Below are 21,660 nucleotides of genomic sequence, written 5' to 3'. Positions count from 1 at the left end.
AGGCCTTCCTCACTTGACGCTGCCGGCCGTCAGGCCGGCCTTCCAGTGGCGCTGGAGGGAGACGAAGGCGATGACGAGGGGGACGACGGCGAGCAGGGATCCGGTGACGACGAGGGGGTAGTAGTCGGGTTCGGCGTGGGCGTTGCTGTTCCATGCGTACAGGCCGAGGCTCAGCGGGTAGAGCTTCTGGTCCGAGAGCATCACCAGGGGGAGGAAGAAGTTGTTCCAGACGGCGGTGAACTGGAAGAGGAAGACGGTCACGAAGCCGGGCATGACCATGCGCAGGCCGATGGACCAGAAGACGCGCATCTCTCCGGCGCCGTCGATACGGGCGGCTTCGAGGGCCTCGTCGGGGATGTAGCCGGCGCAGAACACCCGGGAGAGGTAGACCCCGAAGGGGTTGACGAGGACCGGGACGAGGACCGCCCAGTAGGTGTTGACGATGCCGACTTCGCTGGCGAGGAGGTACATCGGCAGGGCGAGCGCGGTGGTGGGGACGAGCACGCCCAGGAGGACGAGGCCGAAGAGCTTCTCCTTGCCCCGGAAGTCGTAGACGTGGAAGGCGTATCCGGCGGCGACGCTGATCAGGGAGCAGGCGAGGGCGCCGAGGCCCGCGTAGAGGAGGCTGTTGGCGTACCAGTGGAAGTAGATGCCGTCGTTGTACTCGGCGAGCCGGGAGAGGTTGCCGCCGAGGTCGAAGCCCTCGAAGGAGAAGGCGTTTCCGGCGAGGAGGCCTCCGGCGTCCTTGGTGGCGGCGGTGAGCAGCCAGACCAGCGGGAAGAGCATGTAGACGACGGCGAGGACGAGGGCGCCGTTGACCGCCGCCTTGGACAGCCATCGGTTGGGGGAGCGGTTGCTCATGCCGTCTGCTCCTTCCGTGCCGCCGTGCCCGCTGTGCCCGCTGTGGCCGGCTCGTGTGCCGCGCTCGTCGCGCCCGCCTTGCGGCGGCCCGTCAGCCGGGTCACGGCGAAGGAGAGCAGCGCCGCCGTCAGGGCGAGGAGTACGGAGGCCGCGGCGGCGAGTCCGTAGTCGTTGCGGTCGAAGGCCGCGGTGTAGGCGTACATGTTCGGCGTCCAGGTGGAGGTGACGGCGGAGCCGGTGCCCTTGTTGAGGATGAGCGGCTCGGTGAAGAGCTGGAGGGAGCCGATGATCGTGAAGAGGCCGACCATCGCGAGCGAGGCCTTGATGAGCGGGACCTTGATGGCGAAGGCGATGCGCCAGGCGCTCGCGCCGTCGACGGTGGCGGCTTCGAGGACGGAGCGGTCGATGGCCTGGAGGGCGGCGTAGAAGATGACCATGTTGTAGCCGAGCCACTCCCACAGGGCGATGTTGACGACGGAGGGCAGGGTGCCTTCGGGGGAGAAGAAGTCGAAGCCGACGCCTCCGGCGTCCATGGCCTGCACGACCGGGCTGAGCTGGGGTGTGTAGAGGTAGACCCAGATCAGTGCGGCGATGATGCCGGGGACGGCGTGCGGCAGGAAGAGCGCGAGCTGGAAGAAGCGGCGGGCGCGGGCGAGCGCCGAGTCGAGCAGGAGGGCGAGGCCGAGGGCTCCGGCGAGCAGCAGCGGGATGTAGAGCAGGCAGTACCCGAGCAGGACGCCGAAGCCTTCGAGGAAGGCCCGGTCACCCAGCGCCGCGGTGTAGTTGTCGAGGCCGGTGAAGACGGTCTCGGTGCCGCCGAAGCCTAGTCCGGACTGCTTCTCGGTGAAGAGGCTGAGCCAGACCGCGTATCCGATCGGCACCACCATCACCGCGGTGAACAGGACGAAGAAGGGGGTCAGCAGGAGCGTGGCGGCGCGGGTGCGGGCCTTCATCCGGTCAGCCCTCGACCTTCAGGCCGCGCTTGGTGAGTTCGGCGACGGTGGCGTCGTGGCCGGCCTTGACGGCGTCGGCGATGGACGGGCCGCCCTGGGCGATCTTGCCGAACCTGTCCTTGATCGCGGTGTTGGTGGTGCCGGTGGTCGGGCCCCAGGACCAGTTGGGGTTGATGGAGGCGCCGGCGGACTCGAAGAGGGCGTAGATGTCCTGGCCGCCGTAGTAGCCGGCGTCGAAGGCCTTCTTGGCGACCGGGCGCAGGGCCGCGGCGGCGGGGAAGGCGGAGGAGGTGCCGGAGGCGATCCGGGCCTTCACGCCCTCCTCGGTGGTCGACATCCATTCGGCGAAGGTGACGGCGGCGGCCTTCTGCCTGCTGTCCTTGGTGACGGCGAAGGAGGTGCCGCCGAGCATGCCGCTGGCGGGCTTTCCGTCCCAGGTGGGGATGGGGGCGACGGCCCACTTGCCGCTCAGCTCGGGGACGTTGCCCTTGAGGACGCCCGCTCCCCAGGAGGCGCCGAGGTAGCCGATGGTGGTGCCGTTCTTGAGGGAGCCGACCCATTCGGGGCTGAAGGAGGCGTCCTTGTGGACGAGGTCGGCGTCGAGGAGCCCCTGCCAGTAGGTGGTGACCTTGGTGGTGGCCGGGTCGGTGGTGTCGATCTTCCAGGTGTCGTTCTCGGCCTTGAACCACTGGGCGCCGGCCTGCCAGGCCATGGCCTCGAAGGTGGTGGGGTCGTCGGGGAAGAAGGTCGCGATGCGGGCCTTGGCGTCGGCCTTCTTGACCTGCTCGGCGGCCTTCTTGAAGGCGTCCCAGGTGGTGGGGACCTGGAGCTTGTACTCGGCGAAGAGGTCCTTGCGGTAGAAGAAGGCCTGCGGGGCGGCGTCGAAGGGGACGGCCCAGGACTTCCCGCCGAGGGTGGTGAGTTCGACGGACTGCGGGAGGAGCTTGGCGCGGTCGGCCTCGGTGAACTGGTCGCCGATGTCCTGGAGGGCGCCGGAGCTCACGAACTCGGGGAGCGAGGAGTACTCGATGGAGACCAGGTCGGGGGCGTTGCCCGCCTTCACGGCGTTGGAGATCTTGGCGTAGCCGCCGGCGGTGCCGGAGGGGATCTCCTCGAACTTCACCTGGATGTCGGTGTGGGAGGCGTTGAAGGCGTCCACGACGTCCTTGGAGCCCTTGGCCCAGCCCCAGAAGGTGATGGTCACGGGCCCGTTCGGCTTGCTTGCGGTGTCGTCACCGCCGCCGCCGCAGGCCGTGAGGACGGCCAGGGCGGTGGCGGTGCCGGCTATGACACGGGACGTTCTGCTCCAAGTACGGGTCACGGCACGGCTCCTGAGGGCGGGCGGCTGGAGGTTGTGGCCGTGATCCTGTGACCGTTCATGACCGAAGTCAAGAGCGAAAGATTGATTGATCGAAAAAAGATCAGATCGAAAGTGCGGAGCCGCCCTCGGAACGGCCCGCGGAGCCGCCCTCGGAATGGCCCTCGGAACGGCCTGCTGAGCCCCCGGTGGAGCGCGCCCCGCACGAGTCCCGCACCCGCAGCCACGGCAGCAGGCTCAGATGCCGCCGCGCGGCCTCCTCCTCGGACCCCTCGGTGAGCCGCTCCACGAGCAGCTCCGTGGCGTGCCGCCCCACCTGCCGCTTCGGCGGCGCGACCGCCGTCAGCGGGGTGTCGGCGAGGGCGGCGACCTCGTCGTCGTACGCGATCAGGGCCAGGTCCTGCGGCACCCGCACGCCCAGCACGGCCAGGCGCTGCACGATCTCGATCGCGTCCACGTCGTTGTGGACCAGGGCCGCGCTCGCCAGACCCGAACCGACGGCCTCGTGCAGCGCCCGCACCGCCCGCTCGAAGCCCTCCGGGTCCGCCTCGGCCGGTACGGAGTCGATGACCGGGCGCGGCTCCTTCAGGCCCAGCGTCCCCAGCGCCTCGGCGTAGCCCGCGCGCACCGCGAGCGCGGTCGGGGAGTCCCGGCGGGCCACGAGCAGCGGGGTCGCGTGGCCGAGCGAGAGCAGATGGCGCAGGGCGAGCAGCACGCCGTGGGCGTGGTCGGAGGAGACCCGGTCCAGGCCGTCGAGCGGGCTGCCGGGCTCGGCGCGGCGCTCCAGGAGCACGGTCGGCACGGGCAGTTCGGCCAGCCAGTCCCCGTACGCGAGCCGGTCCTCGGGCCCCCGCCAGCCGGGCGCGACGAGGACGCCCTCGGCGCCGGCCGCGAGGAGGCCCTCGGTGCGGGCGCGGTCCTCCTCCGGCCGGTAGTCGGAGATCCGCAGCACGAGCCGCGCCCCGGCGCGGGCCGCCGCCTCGTGCGCCCCCCGGATGACCTCGGCGAAGTAGTACGTGGCGGAGGGGGCGAGCAGGCCGAGGACCAGGCCCTCGCCGGGGCGTCCGCCGCCGGGGGCGCCCTGCCGCTGGGGCCAGGAGACCTGGCCGTGCACCCGGTCGAGCAGGCCCCGGCCGGCCAGGACCTCGACGTCGCGGCGGGCGGTGACGGGGGAGACCCCGAGACGCTCGGCCAGTTCGGAGACGCGGGCGGTGCCGCGTTCGCGCACCAGGGCCAGCAGTCGGTCGTGTCGTTCGGCAGCACTCTCGCGCACGGCGCGGTTCCCCCTCGCGGTGGTGGTGGTCCGTGGACCCCGGTGGTGCGTCGGTTCCAGTGGCGCGTCGGCTCCAGTGCGTCGGCTCCAGTGGTGCGTCGACCCCGGGTGGGTCACCCTAACCCAGAAATGATCGAACGACAGGAGTTTCGATCATTCGCTCCGATTCTCTTGACGTTCGATCGGAGTCTGTTCAGGATTCCCGGCGACGCAGAGGTCATCGCAGGGAGCCCCAGGGAGCATCATGCCCACGCCGCCCGAGAACCGTGGGCTCAGCCCGTACACCGGCTGGACCCGTGCCCACTGGGAGGCCACGGCCGACCGACTCCTCCTGGACGTACGCCCGTTCACCTCCCCCGGCCACGGCCTCATCGACCTCCCCGGCCCCCGCCCCAGCTGGTCCGGCCCCCGCTCCGACGGCCTGGAGGGCTGGGCCCGCACCTTCCTCCTCGCCGCCCTCCGCGTCGCGGGCGCCCACGGCGGGGACCCCCACGGCCACCTCGACCGGTACGCCGCGGGACTCGCCGCCGGCACCGAGAAGCCGGGCCGGGACGACCAGGACTCCTGGCCCCTGATGGCCGACACCCGCCAGGCGATCGTCGAATCCGCCTCGATCGCCCTCGGCCTCCGCCTCACCCGCCCCTGGCTCTGGGACCGCCTCGACGACCGCACCCGGCAACGGGCCGTCGACTGGCTCCTCCCCGCCCTCGAACCGTCCCCCGTCGACAACAACTGGTGGCTCTTCGGCCTCACCGTCGCCGGCTTCCTCCAGGACGCCGGCATCGAGACCGACCGCGCCGCCGCCACCGTCGACCGCTCCCTCGCCCGCATCGAGGACTGGTACCTCGGCGACGGCTGGTACAGCGACGGCGACAACCGCGCCTTCGACCACTACAACGCCTGGGCCCTGCACTTCTACCCCGTCCTCCACGCCCACCTCGCCGGCGACCGGGAGCTCCTCGACCGGTACGGGCCCCGGCTGCGGGCCCACCTCGACGCGTACGTCCACCTCTTCGACGCGAACGGCGCCCCCGTCCCGTACGGGCGGTCCCTGATCTACCGCTTCGCCGCGGCCGCCGCCCCCTGGCTCGGCGCCCTCACCGGCCACACCCCGCTCACCCCCGGCGCCACCCGCCGCCTCGCCTCCGGCACCCTGCGGTACTTCCTCGACCGCGGCGCCACCGACGAGCGCGGACTGCTCGGCCTCGGCTGGCACGGCCCGTACCCGCCGCTCGTCCAGGAGTACTCGGGCCCCGGCTCCCCCTACTGGGCGTCCAAGGGATTCCTCGGCCTCCTCCTGCCCGCCGGCCACCCCGCCTGGACCGACCCCGAGGAACCCCTGCCCGCCGAACGCGCCGACACCGTCCGCGCCTTCGCCCCCACCGGGCTGCTCGTCCAGACCACCGCCGCCGACGGGCTCGTACGCCTCCACAACCACGGCAGCAACCACGTCCACAGCGCACCCGGCGAGGAGGACGACCCCGGCTACGCCCGCCACGCCTACTCCACCCGTACGGGACCCACCACCGGGCCCGCCCCCGCCGACAACCACTTCGCCCTGATCGTCGACGGGAAGGCCACCACCCGCGGCCCCGCCGTCCCGGCCGGCACCGGCCCCGACCGGGCCGCCTCCCTCCACCACCCGCTGCCCGGCGTCCGGGTCCTCTCCGCGACCCTCGTCCACGGCCGCGCCGAGCTCCGCGCCCACCTCGTCCTCGGCGCCCCGGAGGGGACCCCCGTACGGCAGACCGGCTGGGCCGTCACCCCCGACGGCCCGCACGCCCAGCTCCACCCGGTCCACGGCTACCGGCCGGACGTCGTGGAACTCCCCACCGGGGAGACCCTTCAGGGCCCCGGCAGCCGCACCCTCGCCCTGCACGGCACCACGAGCGGCCCGACCACGCTCTTCGTCGCCCTCGCCTCCCTCACCGCCGAGCCCGCCCCCGCCCCCGCCTCCACCCTCGCGAACGTCCGGGTCGCCGACCCCCACACCCTCCACGTGACCTGGCCGGACGGCACCACCGCGCACCTGGACATCAGCACGTACGAGGGAGCGGGCGCGAACTGACGGCCGGACGGCTACTGCGGGCCGTACTTGCGGCCCGCCTTGGAGGAGACCCCGCCGAGCAGGCCGCGCGGCGCCAGCTTCACCACACCCATGAGGGCCTTGTAGCGGGGGTCCGGGATCGACAGCGTCTTCCCCCGCTCCAGGTCGGTGAGCGCCGCGGCCACCAGCTTGTCCGCGTCGAGCCACATCCAGCCCGGGATGTTGTCCGTGCCCATCCCGGCCCGCTCGTGGAACTCGGTCCGTACGAAGCCGGGGCAGAGCGCCATCAGCCGTACCCCGCTGCCCGCGAGGTCCCGCGCCGCGCCCTGCGTGAACTGCACGACCCAGGCCTTCGAGGCGCCGTAGGTGCCGCGGGGCACGAAGGCCGCCACCGAGGCGACGTTCACCACGGCGCCCCGGCGGCGGTCCTTCATCGAGGCGGCGGCGGCCGAGGTCAGCCGCAGCACGGCCTCGCAGTGCACCGTCAGCATCTTCAGCTCGTCGGCCATGGAGACCTCGAGGAAGCGGCCCTTGTTGCCGAAGCCGGCGTTGTTCACCAGCATGTCCACCGGCTGCTTCCGGTCCGACAGCCGGGCCTCGACGGCGGCGATCCCGTCCTCCTCGGAGAGGTCCGCCGCGAGCACCTCGGCCTCGACGCCGTGCCGGTCGTGCAGCTCGGTCGCCTGCTCCCGGAGCCGCTTCAGGTCCCTGGCCACGAGCACGACGTCATGGCCGTCCGCCGCCAGCCTCCGTGCGAAAGCGGCCCCGATGCCCGCGGTGGAGCCCGTAATCAGTGCAGTCGTCATACGGGCAACCTAGTGCCTGTCCTCCGGACCGAGCCGGGCTCGCGGAACCCCTGTGGACAGGCCCTAGGCCGTGGCGTACTTCTCCGTGTACCGGCGGGCGAGCGCGAGGAGTCCGGACTCCATCCACTCGGCGGCGGCCAACGTGGTGGGCAGCAGGGCGCGTTCGGTGGTCGCGGCGCGGTGCAGGAGCGCCACGGTGATGTCGTGGTCCGGCCGGTGCAGCACCGTGATCGGGTCGCCGGCCCGCACCTCGCCCGGCACGATCACCCGCAGCAGCGCGCCGGGACCGGCCTGCGCCTGCGTGAACCGCTTCACCCAGCCCTCCTCCCCGAGGAAGCCCCCGAACGTACGGCACGGGATGCGGCCGCCGGTCACCTCCAGGACCACCTCCTCGCCGATCCGCCACCGCTCGCCGATCAGGGCCCCGTTCACGTCGAGGCCGCGGGTGGTGAGGTTCTCGCCGAAGGAGCCGTTGGCCAGTTCGCGGCCGAGCTCCCGCTCCCACAGGTCCATGTCCTCCCGGGCGAAGGCGTACGCCGCCCGGTCGTCGCCGCCGTGGAAGCGCAGGTCGCAGACCGCGTCCCCGGCGACCCCGCTCGCCCCGACGCCGGGCGCCCCCGGCGCCTCGATCCGCACGGGCCCCTCCACCGGACGCTTGTCGATGCCCGTCATCCCCGAGGCGGCGTCCGTGTACTCCACGGGCCTGGCGCGGCCCACATTCACACTCAGCAAGGTCATGCGGGCACTGTAAGGGCGGCGATCTCAAAGGCGCCCGCGAGAATAGGCTTCTTCACCCAAGAGTCGCTTATGCTGGACGCATGATCGAGGCCCGCCACCTCCGCGTCCTGCGCGCCGTCGCCGCCACCGGCTCCTTCTCGGCCGCCGCGCGCGAACTCGGCTGCACCCAGCCCGCCGTCAGCCAGCAGATGAAGGCGCTCGAAACCTCCGCCGGCACGCCGCTGCTGATCCGCACCGGACGCGAGATGCGCCTCACCCAGGCCGGCGAGGTCCTGGTCCGCCACGCCTCCGGCATCCTCGCCGGGCTCACCGCGGCCGAGGAGGAGGTCGCCGCCATCGCCGGGCTCCGGGCGGGCCGGGTCCGCCTGGTCTCCTTCCCGAGCGGCAGCTCCACCCTCGTGCCCACCGCCCTCGCCGCGCTGCGGGCCGCGCACCCCGGCACCCGGGTCTCCCTCGTCGAGGCCGAACCGCCGCGCTCGATCGAGATGCTCCGCGAGGGCGACTGCGACATCGCCCTCGCGTTCCGGTACGGGGCCGGGCAGGCCGAGTGGGACGACCTGGTGGTCCGCCCGCTCCTCGCCGACCGGCTCGTCGGCCTGGTGCCGGAGGGGCACCGGCTCGCCGGGGCCGGAGCGGTCGGCATCGCGGAGCTCGCGGACGAGTCCTGGATCGCGGGCTGTCCGCGCTGCCGCCGCCAGCTCGTGGACGTCTGCGAGGACGCGGGCTTCACCCCCCGCATCGACTTCGCCACCGACGACTATCCGGCCGTGGTGGGCCTGGTCGGCGCCGGCCTGGGCGTGGCGGTCCTGCCGGAGCTGGCCATCGAGTCCGTACGTCCCAAGGGGGCGCGGACCGTGGCCGTGGAGCCGGCCGTGGAGCGGGAGATCGTGGCCCTGACGCTGCCGGACCTCGCGCAGGTGCCGGCCGTCGCCGCCACGCTCGACGAGCTGATCCGCGCCGCCAAGCGGGCGTAGCCGAGCCGGACCGGTCCGCGCCGCCGCGCGCGCGGCCGACTTCACGGCGTACGCGGGCGCGTGGGTCCGTTCATCGTCCAACTGGCGCTCTGCGCAATAGAGAAACGTTCCTTCACATACGTTCCCCGAGCGATGTCATGGATGTCGCGGACGCGCCGGACGCGGAGGCCGGTGCCGTCGTGATCAGGCGATTGCGCGCGCGTCCCATGAGTTCTTCGCGTTCGTCCTCGGTGAGGCCGCCCCATACGCCGTAGGGCTCCCGCACGGCGAGTGCGTGTGCCGCGCACTCCGCGCGCACCGGGCACCGCATGCAGACCTCTTTCGCCGAGTTCTCACGCGCACTCCGTGCCGCGCCGCGCTCTCCCTCGGGGTGGAAGAACAGGGAGCTGTCGACCCCGCGGCAGGCCGCGAGGAGTTGCCAGTCCCACAGATCGGCGTTGGGTCCGGGAAGGCGGGAGAAATCTGCCATTGCGCTTGTCCCCTTGAAACCGTGTCGAACGGATAGGTGGGCGGGTGGATGGCTGATGGCCGGGGTTCCTCGTCTTCCCCGACAGGTCCGGGCGATACACCTACTGTCGAAGTAGATGTAAATATGACTCATTGCGAATCTAGTCACAGACACCGCGAAAAGGGAAGAAAACCCGCCAAATGGGGCAGAGCTTGCGATGTTTGGGCGAACGGGCCGCGCCGCTCTCCTCCGCGCACGCTCCCTCACGTAGAGTGCCGAAGACGCCGTCCGACCCGTAACTCTTTCGAGTGACCGTCGTTGAGAGTGCGGAGGCGGTTGAAGGAACAAGCGATCGGGCACATGTCCGAGAGCGTCAACCGCACAGGTGACGATACGTACAGCCCTGGAGGCTCAAGGTGACGCGCAACAGCTGCGAGAGCCACGGAGGTCAGGCATGACATCCGTCCTCGTCTGCGACGACTCCCCGCTTGCCCGAGAGGCGCTCCGCCGCGCGGTCGCGACCGTGCCCGGCGTCGAGCGCGTGACCACCGCGGCCAACGGCGAGGAAGTCCTCCGCCGCTGGGGCGCGGACCGCTCGGACCTGATTCTGATGGACGTGCGCATGCCCGGCCTGGGCGGCGTGGAGACCGTCCGCCGGCTGCTCTCCGCGGACCCCGGCGCCCGCATCATCATGCTCACGGTCGCCGAGGACCTCGACGGCGTCGCGCTCGCCGTCGCCGCGGGCGCCCGCGGCTATCTGCACAAGGACGCCTCGCGCGCCGAGCTGCGGGCCACGGTCACCCAGGCGCTCGCCGACCCGACCTGGCGGCTCGCCCCCCGCCGCCTCCGTTCGGCCGAGATGGGCGCCGCGCCCACCCTCACCGCGCGCGAGATCCAGGTCCTCGAGGGCATGAGCCACGGCCGGTCCAACGCGGAGATCGGGCGCGAGCTCTTCCTCTCCGAGGACACGGTCAAGACGCACGCCAGGCGCCTCTTCAAGAAGCTCGGCGCCTCCGACCGGGCCCATGCCGTCGCGCTCGGATTCCGCTGGGGCCTGGTTCGCTGAATCGCAGGTCACCTGCTGTCTCCCCGTCCTCGCCCGCGTCCGTCGTGGGGTGGACGGGGTGGGCTTGTGTCACTTCCCCGCGGAATGCCGCATCCTTGAGATGTGGAGTTCCTCGGGGACGAGTCGATCGAGCGGGAGGGGAGGGCGCGGGAGATGAGTGCCGGCGCACCTGCTCATAACGCTTCGGTGCACAACTACGGACACGGTGCCGCGAACCGAGAGGCGTCGGGGCACCATGGAGCGATGCGCGACGACGAGACCGTGGGTTCCCCCATGCCTGCCGGGCAGGGGGAGATCGGCGCGCTCGTGCACCGCGCGGTCGACGGCGACGCGCAGGCCACCCACGACCTGCTCGCGCGCGTCCACCCGCTCGCGCTGCGGTACTGCCGCACCCGCCTCAACCGGCTGCCGGGCGACGCCCGGCACTTCGTCGAGGACCTCGCCCAGGAGGTCTGCGTCGCCGTCCTGATGGCGCTGCCGCGCTACAAGGACACGGGCAGGCCCTTCGAGGCCTTCGTCTTCGCCATCGCCGGGCACAAGGTCGCCGACCTCCAGCGGGCCGCCATGCGGCACCCGGGGTCCACCGCCGTGCCCTCCGACGAGATGCCCGAGCGACCCGACGACTCCCTCGGCCCCGAGGAGCGGGCCCTGCTCAGCGACGACGCGGAGTGGGCCAAGAAGCTGCTCGCCAACCTCCCGGAGAACCAGCGCGAACTGCTCGTGCTGCGGGTGGCGGTCGGACTGACCGCCGAGGAGACCGGCCAGATGCTCGGCATGTCCCCGGGCGCCGTCCGGGTCGCGCAGCACCGTGCCCTCAGCCGGCTGCGCGCACTGGCCGAGCAGTAAGCCTTGCCGGGCGCGGCCGTCCCTTTCGTACACGTGCGAACGTCCAAAGCTGCCCGCTGATCTTGATCGTGGAATGAGACACCGCTCCAGGCCGTTAGCATGGACATCCCGCACCGATCAAGGCCATTTGGGAAGGTGTCATGACTGCCAACGTCGACGGAGTGCCCGAGAAATTCGCGACACTCGGGCTGACCTACGACGACGTGCTGCTGCTGCCCGGCGCGTCCGACATGGCGCCCGACCAGATCGACACCGCCTCGTACATCTCGAAGAACGTGCGGGTGAACATCCCGCTGCTCTCCGCCGCGATGGACAAGGTCACCGAGTCCCGCATGGCGATCGCCATGGCACGACAGGGCGGTGTCGGTGTGCTGCACCGCAACCTCTCCATCGCCGACCAGGCCAACCAGGTCGACCTGGTGAAGCGGTCCGAGTCCGGCATGGTCACCGACCCGATCACGGTCCACCCGGACGCCACGCTCGCCGAGGCCGACGCGATCTGCGCCAAGTTCCGCATCAGCGGCGTCCCCGTGACCGACCCGGCCGGCAAGCTCCTCGGCATCGTCACCAACCGCGACATGGCCTTCGAGACGGACCGCGCCCGCCAGGTGCGCGAGGTCATGACCCCGATGCCGCTGGTCACCGGCAAGGTCGGCATCTCCGGCGTGGACGCCATGGAGCTGCTGCGCCGCCACAAGATCGAGAAGCTGCCGCTGGTCGACGAGGCGGGCATCCTCAAGGGCCTCATCACGGTCAAGGACTTCGTCAAGGCCGAGAAGTACCCGAACGCCGCCAAGGACAAGGAAGGCCGGCTGATCGTCGGTGCCGCCGTCGGTGTCGCCGGTGACGCGTACGAGCGCGCCCAGGCCCTGATCGAGGCGGGCGTCGACTTCATCGTCGTCGACACCGCGCACGGCCACTCCCGCCTGGTCGGCGACATGGTCGCCAAGATCAAGTCGAACTCCTCGGTCGACGTCATCGGCGGAAACGTCGCCACCCGCGACGGCGCCCAGGCGCTGATCGACGCCGGTGTCGACGGCATCAAGGTCGGTGTCGGCCCGGGCTCCATCTGCACCACCCGCGTGGTCGCCGGCATCGGCGTCCCGCAGGTCACCGCGATCTACGAGGCCTCCCTCGCCGCCAAGGCGGCCGGCGTCCCGGTCATCGGCGACGGCGGTCTGCAGTACTCCGGCGACATCGCGAAGGCCCTCGTCGCCGGCGCCGACACGGTGATGCTCGGCTCGCTGCTCGCGGGCTGCGAGGAGTCCCCGGGCGAGCTGCTCTTCATCAACGGCAAGCAGTTCAAGTCGTACCGCGGCATGGGCTCGCTCGGCGCCATGCAGTCCCGCGGCGAGCAGCGCTCCTTCTCCAAGGACCGCTACTTCCAGGAGGGCGTCGCCTCCGACGAGAAGCTCGTGCCCGAGGGCATCGAGGGCCAGGTGCCCTACCGCGGCCCGCTCGCGGCCGTCGTCCACCAGCTGGTGGGCGGCCTGCGCCAGTCGATGTTCTACGTCGGCGGGCGCACGGTGCCGGAGCTCCAGGCGAACGGCCGTTTCGTCCGGATCACGTCGGCGGGCCTCAAGGAGAGCCACCCGCACGACATCCAGATGACGGTCGAGGCGCCGAACTACAGCAGGAAGTAACACAGCGCGACGCGTGGGGGCGGTTCCGGCATGTGGCCGGAGCCGCCCCTCACGCTTGTGTCGGGGATACTGGTAGGCGCAGACGTAGAGGGAAAGGCCACACATCGTGACTGAGATCGAGATCGGGCGCGGCAAGCGCGGCCGCAGGGCGTACGCGTTCGACGACATCGCCGTCGTGCCGAGCCGGCGCACCCGGGACCCGAAGGAGGTCTCGATCGCCTGGCAGATCGACGCCTACCGCTTCGAGCTGCCGTTCCTGGCCGCCCCGATGGACTCGGTCGTCTCGCCGCAGACCGCCATCCGCATCGGCGAGATGGGCGGCCTGGGCGTGCTGAACCTGGAGGGCCTCTGGACCCGGTACGAGGACCCGCAGCCGCTCCTCGACGAGATCGCCGGGCTGGACGAGGCGGCCGCGACCCGCCGCCTGCAGGAGATCTACGCCGCGCCGATCAAGGAAGAGCTGATCGGGCAGCGCATCAAGGAGGTGCGCGACTCCGGTGTCGTCACCGCCGCCGCGCTCTCCCCGCAGCGCACCGCGCAGTTCTCCAAGGCCGTCGTCGACGCCGGCGTGGACATCTTCGTCATCCGCGGCACGACGGTCTCCGCCGAGCACGTCTCGGGCGCGGCCGAGCCGCTGAACCTGAAGCAGTTCATCTACGAGCTGGACGTCCCGGTCATCGTCGGCGGCTGCGCCACGTACACCGCGGCCCTGCACCTGATGCGCACCGGCGCGGCCGGCGTCCTGGTCGGCTTCGGCGGCGGCGCCGCGCACACCACCCGCAACGTCCTCGGCATCCAGGTCCCGATGGCGACCGCGGTCGCCGACGTGGCCGCGGCCCGCCGCGACTACATGGACGAGTCCGGCGGCCGGTACGTGCACGTCATCGCCGACGGCGGCGTGGGCTGGTCCGGCGACCTGCCGAAGGCGATCGCCTGCGGCGCCGACGCCGTGATGATCGGCTCCCCGCTGGCCCGTGCCACGGACGCGCCCGGCAAGGGCCACCACTGGGGCATGGAGGCCGTCCACGAGGACGTGCCGCGCGGCAAGCTGGTCGACCTGGGCATCGTCGGCACCACCGAGGAGATCCTCGCGGGCCCGTCGCACACCCCGGACGGCTCGATGAACTTCTTCGGCGCCCTGCGCCGCGCGATGGCCACCACGGGCTACAGCGAGCTCAAGGAGTTCCAGCGCGTCGAGGTCACGGTCGCGGACGCCCAGCACAAGCGCTGACGTCTTCGCCCCTGGGCCCCGCACCGGTCTCGGTGCGGGGCCTTTCGGCGTCCTCAGAGCCGGTGGGCCGCTCCGGCGGGGGTGGCGCCGCGGGTGTCGAGGAGGAGCTGCGCCTTCACCGAGAGGCCCTGCAGGTCGTACGTGCGGTGGTGCTGGAGGAGGACCGTCAGGTCCGCGTGGGCGGCGGCCTCGTAGAGGGAGTCCGCGCGGGGGACGGGCAGGTCGCGGACGCGCCAGTCGGGGACGTGGGGGTCGTGGTAGCTGACGGCGGCGCCCAGGTCCATGAGGCGGCGGGCGATCTCGTCGGCGGGGGAGCCCTGCCGGTCGGGGAGGTCGGGCTTGTACGTGATGCCGAGGAGCAGGATCCGGGCACCGCGGGCCGACTTGCCGTGCTCGTTGAGGAGGGTGGCGGCGCGCTGGACGACGTACTGCGGCATGCGCTCGTTGACCTGGCCGGCGAGTTCGACGAGGCGGAGCGGGCGGTGGGCGCCGACCGTGTCGACGGGGACGCCGTGGCCGCCGACGCCGGGGCCGGGGCGGAAGGCCTGGAAGCCGAAGGGTTTGGTCTCGGCGCAGCGGATGACGTCCCACAGGTCGACGCCGAGTTCGTGGCAGAGGACCGCCATCTCGTTGACGAGGGCGATGTTGACGTGCCGGAAGTTGGTCTCCAGGAGCTTGACCGTCTCCGCCTCGCGGGGGCCACGCGCGCGTACCACCTTGTCGGTGAGCCGGCCGTAGAAGGCCGCCGCGGACTCGGTGCAGGCCGGGGTGAGGCCGCCGATGACCTTGGGGGTGCCGGCGTAGCCGTGGGTGCGGCTGCCGGGGTCGAGGCGACCGGGCGAGTACGCGAGGTGGAAGTCGCGTCCGGCGCGCAGGCCGGAGCCCGCCTCCAGGGTCTCGCGGAGGAGGCCCTCGGTGGTGCCCGGGGGGACCGGGGACTCCAGGAGGACGGTGGTGTGCGGGCGCAGCCGGGCGGCGAGCGCGCGGGCGGCGTCGGTGACGGCGGCGAGGTCGAGCGTCCGGTCGGGGCCGAGGGGGGTCGGGGCGCAGAGGACGGCGGTGCGGACCCGGCCGAGCTCGGCGGGGTCGGTGGTCGGCCGGAAGCTCCCCGAGAGCATCCGGCGGATCTCGGGGGCGGTGAGGGAACCGTCGACCGGGGAGCGGCCGGCGGCGAGTTCGGCGGCGGGGCGGGGGTCGGTGTCGTAGCCGATGGTGTCGATGCCTGCGGCGGTGGCGGCCTGGGCCAGGGGGAGTCCGTGGTGGCCGAGGCCGATGACGGCGAGGTCAGCGGGCATGGGGGTGGGCCGTCCTTCCCAGTAGCCGGAGGGGACGCGACGCGCAAGCCCGGTGGACAGAACGGGTCGAGCGCAATGTCAGACTAGGCGTAAATATGACCGATACGCGGCATTGTGAGGCCGAAGATCGCCGAGTGTTATCCACAGCTCGGCGGCGAGGCGGTGGCTGAAGTCGCGGGAGCGGGCCAGAATCGAGCTGTGAGCCGGACCACACGGGCCCGGTTCGCGGCTTGTGCGTGTCCCGCCCGCGAAGAGGGGCGGCGGCGCACGGAGCCCGTGCGGGACGGACGGGGGACGACGGGAGGCAGCAGCGTGAGGACAGCGACACTGGGACCCGCCGAGCGCGCCGAGGCGCTCGCGGCCATGGCCGAGCGAGAGCTGGACGTGCTGGTCGTCGGGGCCGGAGTGGTCGGCGCCGGGACCGCCCTCGACGCCGTCACCAGAGGGCTCTCCACCGGCATCGTGGAGGCCCGCGACTGGGCCTCCGGCACCTCCAGCAGGTCCAGCAAGCTCATCCACGGCGGCCTGCGCTACCTGGAGATGCTGGACTTCGCCCTCGTGCGGGAGGCGCTCAAGGAGCGCGGACTGCTCCTGGAGCGGCTCGCGCCCCACCTGGTGAAGCCGGTCCCCTTCCTCTACCCGCTCCGGCACAAGGGCTGGGAGCGGTTCTACGCCGGCTCGGGAGTCGCGCTGTACGACGCGATGTCGCTCTCCTCCGGCCACGGCCGCGGACTCCCCGCCCACCGGCACCTCTCCCGCCGCGGCGCCCTGCGCGTCGCGCCCTGCCTGAAGAAGGACGCCCTGGTCGGCGCCCTGCAGTACTACGACGCCCAGATGGACGACGCCCGCTTCGTCACCACCCTCGTGCGCACCGCCGCCTCCTACGGCGCCAGGGCCGCCAGCCGAGCCCGCGTCACCGGCTTCCTCCGCGAGGGCGAGCGGGTCGTCGGCGCGCGCGTCCAGGACGTGGAGGCCGGGATCGCGTACGAGATCCGGGCCAAGCAGATCGTCAACGCCACCGGCGTGTGGACGGACGACACCCAGGCCCTCATCGGGGAGCGCGGCCAGTTCCACGTCCGCGCCTCCAAGGGCATCCACCTCGTCGTGCCCAAGGACCGCATCCACTCGACCACCGGACTGATCCTGCGCACCGAGAAGTCCGTGCTCTTCGTCATCCCCTGGGGGCGCCACTGGATCGTCGGCACCACCGACACCGACTGGGACCTCGACAAGGCGCACCCCGCCGCCTCCAGCGCCGACATCGACTACCTCCTGGAGCATGTGAACACCGTGCTCGCCACCCCGCTCACCCGGGACGACGTCCAGGGCGTCTACGCCGGCCTGCGCCCCCTCCTCGCCGGCGAGTCCGACGCCACCAGCAAGCTCTCCCGCGAGCACACCGTCGCCCACCCGGTCCCCGGCCTCGTGGTCGTCGCGGGCGGCAAGTACACGACGTACCGCGTGATGGCGAAGGACGCCGTCGACGAGGCGGTGCACGGCCTCGGTCCCGGGGCGTCCCCTGCACGAAGTGCCTGGGGAAGGGTCGCCCCCTGCGTCACCGAGGACACCCCGCTCCTCGGCGCCGAGGGCTACCGCGCCCTGTGGAACGCGCGGGCGAGAATCGCCGCGAGGACCGGGCTGCACGTCGTCAGGATCGAGCATCTCCTCAACCGCTACGGCTCCCTGACGGAGGAGATCCTCGACCTCGTCGAGGCCGACCCGAGCCTCGGCGAACCGCTCGCGGCGGCCGAGGACTACCTGCGCGCCGAGATCGTCTACGCCGCCTCGCACGAGGGCGCGCGCCACCTCGACGACGTCCTCACCCGGCGGACCAGGATCTCCATCGAGACCTTCGACCGGGGCACGCTCAGCGCCCGCGAGTGCGCGGAACTGATGGCTCCGGTCCTCGGCTGGGACGAGCGCCAGATCGAGAAGGAGGTCGAGCACTACGAGAAGCGGGTGGAGGCGGAGCGGGAGTCGCAGCGGCAGCCCGACGACCTGACCGCGGACGCCGCACGGCTCGGGGCGCCGGACATCGTGCCCATCTGACAGGACGTCCGGGGGGTCCGCGTCCGGTGGGAACCTCGGGGCACGCGGAGGCGTCGTATTCCGGAGTGCGGACCCGGGGGCGCCACCCGCCCCGAGGTGAGAGACAATGGCCTCTCTTCCAGGGCGGGTTACCGCATCGCGCGGGAAGCGGCAGACGCGGCGAAGATCAGGGATCGCAGAGGGGACGCATGTCGGAGGCGGAGCAGTCGCGGGACAAGGCGAGGGACCCCAGGCGGGACGCCGCCGCGGGGGCCGCGACCGACGGCGACCGAGGAGCGGTTCCGGCCGCGCGTGAGTCGGAGCGAGACATGGAAGACGCGCAGGTCAGCCGGGGTGCGCAGGACCCGGAAGGCGGGCGGGGGCCGGGGCGGGACGTCGAGGACGCGAAGCCCGCGGAGGCCGTGGGACCGGCGGGATCCGCCGAGTCCGGGAAGTCCCCGGCGGCTGCGAGGTCCGCGCGGGACGCCGAGGTTCCGGAGTCCGGGAAGTCCGAGAAGTCCGTGGAGTTCGCGAAGTCCGCGGCGCCCGCGAAGCCTGCGGAGTCCGTGAAGTCCATGAAGTCTGCGGAGTCCGTGAAGTCCGCGTCGGACGCGGCGGTTCCGGCGGCCCGGGAGGCCGGGGCGGACGTGAAGGAGCCTCAGGACGCGCCGCCCGCACGGGCGACGGGTTCGGGTGCGGCGGCTTCGAGCTCGACGACTTCGGGTGCGACGGGTCCGAGTGCGACGGGTTCCGGGGCCGGTGGTGGCGACGCCGTCGTGGGCGGGCGGCTGCGCGGCACCGAGCCCTCGACCGGGAGCGCCGGTTTCGGGGCCGGTGACGGCGACGGCGAGAGCGACCGCCGGACCGGTCCGGCCACCACGCGCGGCGGCGACAAGTTCCGCAAGGCGCCGGTCGGCGAGGGGCGGCTGCTCGCGGGCCGCTACCGACTCGGCGCGGTCCTCGGGCGCGGCGGCATGGGCACCGTGTGGCGCGCCGTCGACGAGACCCTCGGCCGCACCGTCGCCGTCAAGGAACTCCGCTTCCCCACGAGCATCGACGAGGACGAGAAGCGACGCCTCATCACCCGGACCCTGCGCGAGGCGAAGGCCATCGCCCGGATCCGCAACAACGGCGCCGTGACCGTGTACGACGTCGTCGACGAGGACGACCGTCCGTGGATCGTCATGGAGCTCATCGAGGGCAAGTCGCTCGCGGACGCCATCCGCGAGGACGGCACGCTCACGCCCCGGCGTGCCGCCGAGGTCGGCCTCGCCATCCTCGACGTGCTGCGTTCGGCGCACCGCGAGGGCATCCTGCACCGCGACGTGAAGCCGTCCAACGTCCTGATCGCCGAGGACGGCCGGGTCGTCCTCACCGACTTCGGCATCGCCCAGGTGGAGGGCGACCCCTCGATCACCTCCACCGGCATGCTCGTCGGCGCCCCCTCGTACATCTCCCCGGAGCGCGCCCGCGGCCACAAGCCCGGCCCGGCCGCCGACATGTGGTCGCTGGGCGGCCTCATCTACGCGGCGGTCGAGGGCAGCCCGCCGTACGACAAGGGCTCCGCCATCGCCACCCTCACGGCCGTGATGACCGAGCCGGTCGACCCGCCGAAGAACGCCGGCCCCGAGCTGGAGCAGGTCATCTACGGCCTGCTGGCCAAGGACCCGGCGCAGCGGCTCGACGACGCCCGTGCCCGGGTCCTGCTGCGGGCCGTCCTCGACGCGCCCGAGCCGGCGCCCGTGGCCTCGCCCGAGGTCACCACCGTCGTACCGCTGCCGCCGCGCCCCGAGCAGGCTCCGGTGGCCGAGAAGGGTCCCGACGCGGCCGCGGAGCGGATGCGGGGCGCGCTGAAGTCCGTGCGGAACGCGGCGGCCTCCGTGAAGGCCGAGCCGACGCCGGCCCCGAGGCTCGCGACCGAGCCGCTGCGGGGCGGCGGCAAGCCCGCTCCCGCCCGCGCGCCGCTGACCGACGTCGTACCGCGCCGCACCCTGGTGATCATCGCCGCGGTCGCCGTCCTCGCCGTGCTCGGCACGATCCTCGCGGTCTCCCTCGGCGGGGGCGACGAGGGCGACCAGGGCAAGGGCGACGGGGGCACCACGGCCTCGGCCGGCGCCACGGCCGGTGGCGACGGTTCCGGCGGCGCCGACGGTTCCGGCGGTTCCGGCGGAGCCCAGGGCCAGTCCTCGGGCGGCCCCGGCCAGCAGGGCGGTGTCCAGCCCGGAACCAACGGCAGCACGGGCTCGACGGGCACGAACGGCACGACGGGGTCCACGGACGGCCAGAACGGCACGACGCCCTCGGGGAAGCCCGGCGGCGACGCGGGCAAGCAGCTGCCCGCCGGCTACACCCTCGTCACCAACGACCAGCTCCACTTCTCGATGGCGATGCCGGCGTCCTTCACGTTCCACTCGATCCCGGGATACGCCCTCGGCGGGATATACAACGAGAGCGGCGGCTTCCCGCGCGTCCAGGTCGACTACAACGACAGCCCGAAGGACAACGCGGCGAGCGCCTGGGAGCTGGCCAGGTACGGCGTGGCCGCCACCAGCCAGGACTACAAGCACCTCGGCATCAGGCCCGTCTCGTACAAGGGCTACCCGACCGTCGCCGACTGGGAGTTCGAGCGCACGCAGAAGGGCATCCGCGTCCACGTGCTCAACCGCGGCTTCAAGGTGGACGCCACGCACGGCTACTCCATCATGATCAGCTGCGCGGCGGGCGAGTGGAACGGCGCGGAGTGCAAGACGCTGCGGGAGACGGCGTTCGCCACGTTCAGCCCCAAGGACTGACCGGTGCCACGTATCGTGAGGTTCGCGGACCGAAATCAGCCGAACAGAGCCGACAACTGCGCGGTGCCGGACCGGAACTGACGGACTCGTGTGATCCCGAGGGATCCGCGGGTCCACGGGGGACATCGTGCGCGCGTGGGGAGGCGTCGTGGACGACTACGCGGGAAGGGTGCTCGCCGACCGCTACCGCCTGCCGCTGCCACCGGCGGACGCCGACGCGTACGACCCGGTGGAGACGCGCGCCTTCGACACGTACAGCGGGCAGGAGGTCCTGGTCCGCCAGGTGCCGCTGCCGGAGTTCGTCGACGCCGAGGTGCTCGACGGACAGGGCGGCCCCGCCGGTCCCCACGGCGGCGCGGGCGGGGCCACCCGCCGACCGGCCGAACCCGTCGTGCGCCGGGCCATCGAGGCCGCCCAGGCCGCCGCGCAGATCCCCGACCACCCGTTACTCGACCAGGTCTTCGACGTCTTCGCGGAGGCCGGCTCGCTGTGGATAGTGAGCGAGCGCGTGGCGGCCAGGCCGCTGGCCGCGCTGCTCGCCGAGCGGCCCCTCAACCCGTACCGCGCGGCCGAGATAGGCGCCGACGTCCTCACCGCCCTGCGCGCCCTCCACGCCCACGGCTGGGTGCACCGGAACATCACCGCCCGCACCGTGCTCGTCTGCGACGACGGCCGCGTGGTCCTCAGCGGCCTCGCGGTGGGCGCCGCGGAGGAGGCCCTCTGCGGCTACGCGACGGCCCCGGAACCACCGGACGAGTTCGCACCGCCGCCCCCGGCACCCGAGCACGAGGAACACGAGCCGACGGTGCCGGGACAGGGCGCTTACGCGGCCGATTCGTACACCGCCGATCCGTACGCGCTTGAGGAGTACGCGCCTGAGGAGTACGGGGCGGAGGAGTACGACTCCGAGGGGTACGGGACGGAGGGGCACGGCTCCGAGGCGTACGAGACGGACGGGTACGGCTCCGAAGGGTACGGCTCCGAGGCGTACGAGACGGACGGGTACGGCTCCGAAGGGTACGGCTCCGAGGCGCACGAGACGGACGGGTACGACTCCGACGGGTACGGCTCCGAAGGGCACGCGTCCGACGGGTACGGCTCCGGGGCGTACGAGGTGGAGGTGTACGAGGAGGGCGACGAGGGCGACGAGGGCGAAGAAGCCGACGGGTTCGACGGGTTCGACGGGTTCGACGGCGAGCCGTACCCGGACGGCACCGGCACCGGCACCGGTCACGGCCCCGACGGACCCTGGGGCTTCTTGTCAGCGGCCACCGGCGGCCTTCCTCTCCCGGGGGCCGCGGGCGGTGAGCAGCAGGTAGGTCCCCGTGACGGCGAGCAGGA

At 72.4% G+C, this 21,660-nt stretch carries 17 protein-coding genes; 9 read left to right on the top strand and 8 right to left on the bottom strand.

Annotated elements, in window-relative coordinates:
- Nucleotides 1–9: 9 nt before the first annotated feature.
- From ABZ318_RS07895 to ABZ318_RS07880, 4 genes are all read right to left on the bottom strand, one after another.
- Nucleotides 10–861, bottom strand: a complete 852-nt coding sequence (locus ABZ318_RS07895; RefSeq protein ID WP_356901633.1) for a carbohydrate ABC transporter permease — start codon at nt 859–861, stop codon at nt 10–12.
- Nucleotides 858–1,814, bottom strand: a complete 957-nt coding sequence (locus ABZ318_RS07890) for a sugar ABC transporter permease (RefSeq protein ID WP_356901632.1) — start codon at nt 1,812–1,814, stop codon at nt 858–860. The genes ABZ318_RS07895 and ABZ318_RS07890 overlap by 4 nt, the downstream gene beginning before the upstream one ends.
- A gap of 4 nt (nt 1,815–1,818) precedes the next feature.
- The gene (locus ABZ318_RS07885) at nt 1,819–3,135 is read right to left on the bottom strand and encodes a sugar ABC transporter substrate-binding protein (RefSeq protein WP_356901631.1); all 1,317 of its coding nucleotides are present in this window, start codon (nt 3,133–3,135) and stop codon (nt 1,819–1,821) included.
- 100 nt (nt 3,136–3,235) lie between these two features.
- Nucleotides 3,236–4,405, bottom strand: a complete 1,170-nt coding sequence (locus tag ABZ318_RS07880) for a substrate-binding domain-containing protein (RefSeq protein ID WP_356901630.1) — start codon at nt 4,403–4,405, stop codon at nt 3,236–3,238.
- 244 nt (nt 4,406–4,649) lie between these two features.
- On the opposite strand from ABZ318_RS07880, the gene ABZ318_RS07875 reads away from it, so the two are divergent.
- Nucleotides 4,650–6,473 carry a DUF2264 domain-containing protein gene (locus ABZ318_RS07875; protein ID WP_356901629.1) on the top strand — a complete coding sequence of 608 codons (1,824 nt, stop codon included), beginning with the start codon at nt 4,650–4,652 and terminating at the stop codon, nt 6,471–6,473.
- Between the two features lie 11 nt (nt 6,474–6,484).
- Here the strand turns inward: ABZ318_RS07875 and ABZ318_RS07870 are convergent, their stop codons facing one another.
- Nucleotides 6,485–7,258: an SDR family NAD(P)-dependent oxidoreductase gene (locus ABZ318_RS07870; RefSeq protein ID WP_356901628.1), complete on the bottom strand. Its 774-nt coding sequence runs from the start codon at nt 7,256–7,258 to the stop codon at nt 6,485–6,487.
- Nucleotides 7,259–7,321: 63 nt separating this feature from the next.
- Nucleotides 7,322–7,996 (bottom strand): MOSC domain-containing protein, encoded by a 675-nt coding sequence (locus ABZ318_RS07865; RefSeq protein WP_356901627.1) that lies wholly within the window; start codon nt 7,994–7,996, stop codon nt 7,322–7,324.
- 80 nt (nt 7,997–8,076) lie between these two features.
- Here ABZ318_RS07865 and ABZ318_RS07860 point away from each other — a divergent pair, with 80 nt between their 5' ends.
- Nucleotides 8,077–8,970 (top strand): LysR family transcriptional regulator, encoded by an 894-nt coding sequence (locus tag ABZ318_RS07860; protein WP_356901626.1) that lies wholly within the window; start codon nt 8,077–8,079, stop codon nt 8,968–8,970.
- A 112-nt stretch (nt 8,971–9,082) separates the two neighbouring features.
- Here ABZ318_RS07860 and ABZ318_RS07855 read toward each other — a convergent pair whose 3' ends face one another.
- Nucleotides 9,083–9,439 (bottom strand): WhiB family transcriptional regulator, encoded by a 357-nt coding sequence (locus ABZ318_RS07855; protein ID WP_356901625.1) that lies wholly within the window; start codon nt 9,437–9,439, stop codon nt 9,083–9,085.
- Between the two features lie 433 nt (nt 9,440–9,872).
- Here ABZ318_RS07855 and ABZ318_RS07850 point away from each other — a divergent pair, with 433 nt between their 5' ends.
- The 4 genes from ABZ318_RS07850 (at nt 9,873) to ABZ318_RS07835 (ending at nt 14,204) form a co-directional block, all read left to right on the top strand.
- Nucleotides 9,873–10,484 carry a response regulator transcription factor gene (locus ABZ318_RS07850; RefSeq protein ID WP_003948568.1) on the top strand — a complete coding sequence of 204 codons (612 nt, stop codon included), beginning with the start codon at nt 9,873–9,875 and terminating at the stop codon, nt 10,482–10,484.
- 243 nt (nt 10,485–10,727) lie between these two features.
- Entirely contained in the window at nt 10,728–11,330 is a 603-nt protein-coding gene (locus tag ABZ318_RS07845) for a sigma-70 family RNA polymerase sigma factor (protein ID WP_030211429.1), read from the top strand.
- Between the two features lie 140 nt (nt 11,331–11,470).
- Nucleotides 11,471–12,973 (top strand): IMP dehydrogenase, encoded by a 1,503-nt coding sequence (gene guaB, locus ABZ318_RS07840; RefSeq protein WP_356901624.1) that lies wholly within the window; start codon nt 11,471–11,473, stop codon nt 12,971–12,973.
- A gap of 106 nt (nt 12,974–13,079) precedes the next feature.
- Nucleotides 13,080–14,204: a GuaB3 family IMP dehydrogenase-related protein gene (locus tag ABZ318_RS07835; RefSeq protein ID WP_356901623.1), complete on the top strand. Its 1,125-nt coding sequence runs from the start codon at nt 13,080–13,082 to the stop codon at nt 14,202–14,204.
- 53 nt (nt 14,205–14,257) lie between these two features.
- Here ABZ318_RS07835 and ABZ318_RS07830 read toward each other — a convergent pair whose 3' ends face one another.
- Complete coding sequence (locus tag ABZ318_RS07830) at nt 14,258–15,499, bottom strand: nucleotide sugar dehydrogenase (RefSeq protein ID WP_356901622.1); 1,242 nt, start codon at nt 15,497–15,499, stop codon at nt 14,258–14,260.
- 312 nt (nt 15,500–15,811) lie between these two features.
- Here ABZ318_RS07830 and ABZ318_RS07825 point away from each other — a divergent pair, with 312 nt between their 5' ends.
- The 3 genes from ABZ318_RS07825 to ABZ318_RS07815 all read left to right on the top strand — a co-directional run.
- Complete coding sequence (locus tag ABZ318_RS07825; RefSeq protein ID WP_356901621.1) at nt 15,812–17,548, top strand: glycerol-3-phosphate dehydrogenase/oxidase; 1,737 nt, start codon at nt 15,812–15,814, stop codon at nt 17,546–17,548.
- Between the two features lie 188 nt (nt 17,549–17,736).
- The gene (locus ABZ318_RS07820; protein ID WP_356901620.1) at nt 17,737–20,319 is read left to right on the top strand and encodes a protein kinase; all 2,583 of its coding nucleotides are present in this window, start codon (nt 17,737–17,739) and stop codon (nt 20,317–20,319) included.
- Between the two features lie 148 nt (nt 20,320–20,467).
- Nucleotides 20,468–21,660 (top strand): protein kinase (locus ABZ318_RS07815; RefSeq protein ID WP_356901619.1); only part of this gene is annotated, 1,193 nt, incomplete at its 3' end.

It is taken from the genome of Streptomyces sp. NPDC006197 (assembly GCF_040613865.1).
In the GTDB taxonomy this organism is placed as follows: domain Bacteria; phylum Actinomycetota; class Actinomycetes; order Streptomycetales; family Streptomycetaceae; genus Streptomyces.
The sequence above is the reverse complement of the archived record's forward strand: the minus strand, read 5'-3'. Positions and strand labels throughout refer to the sequence as shown.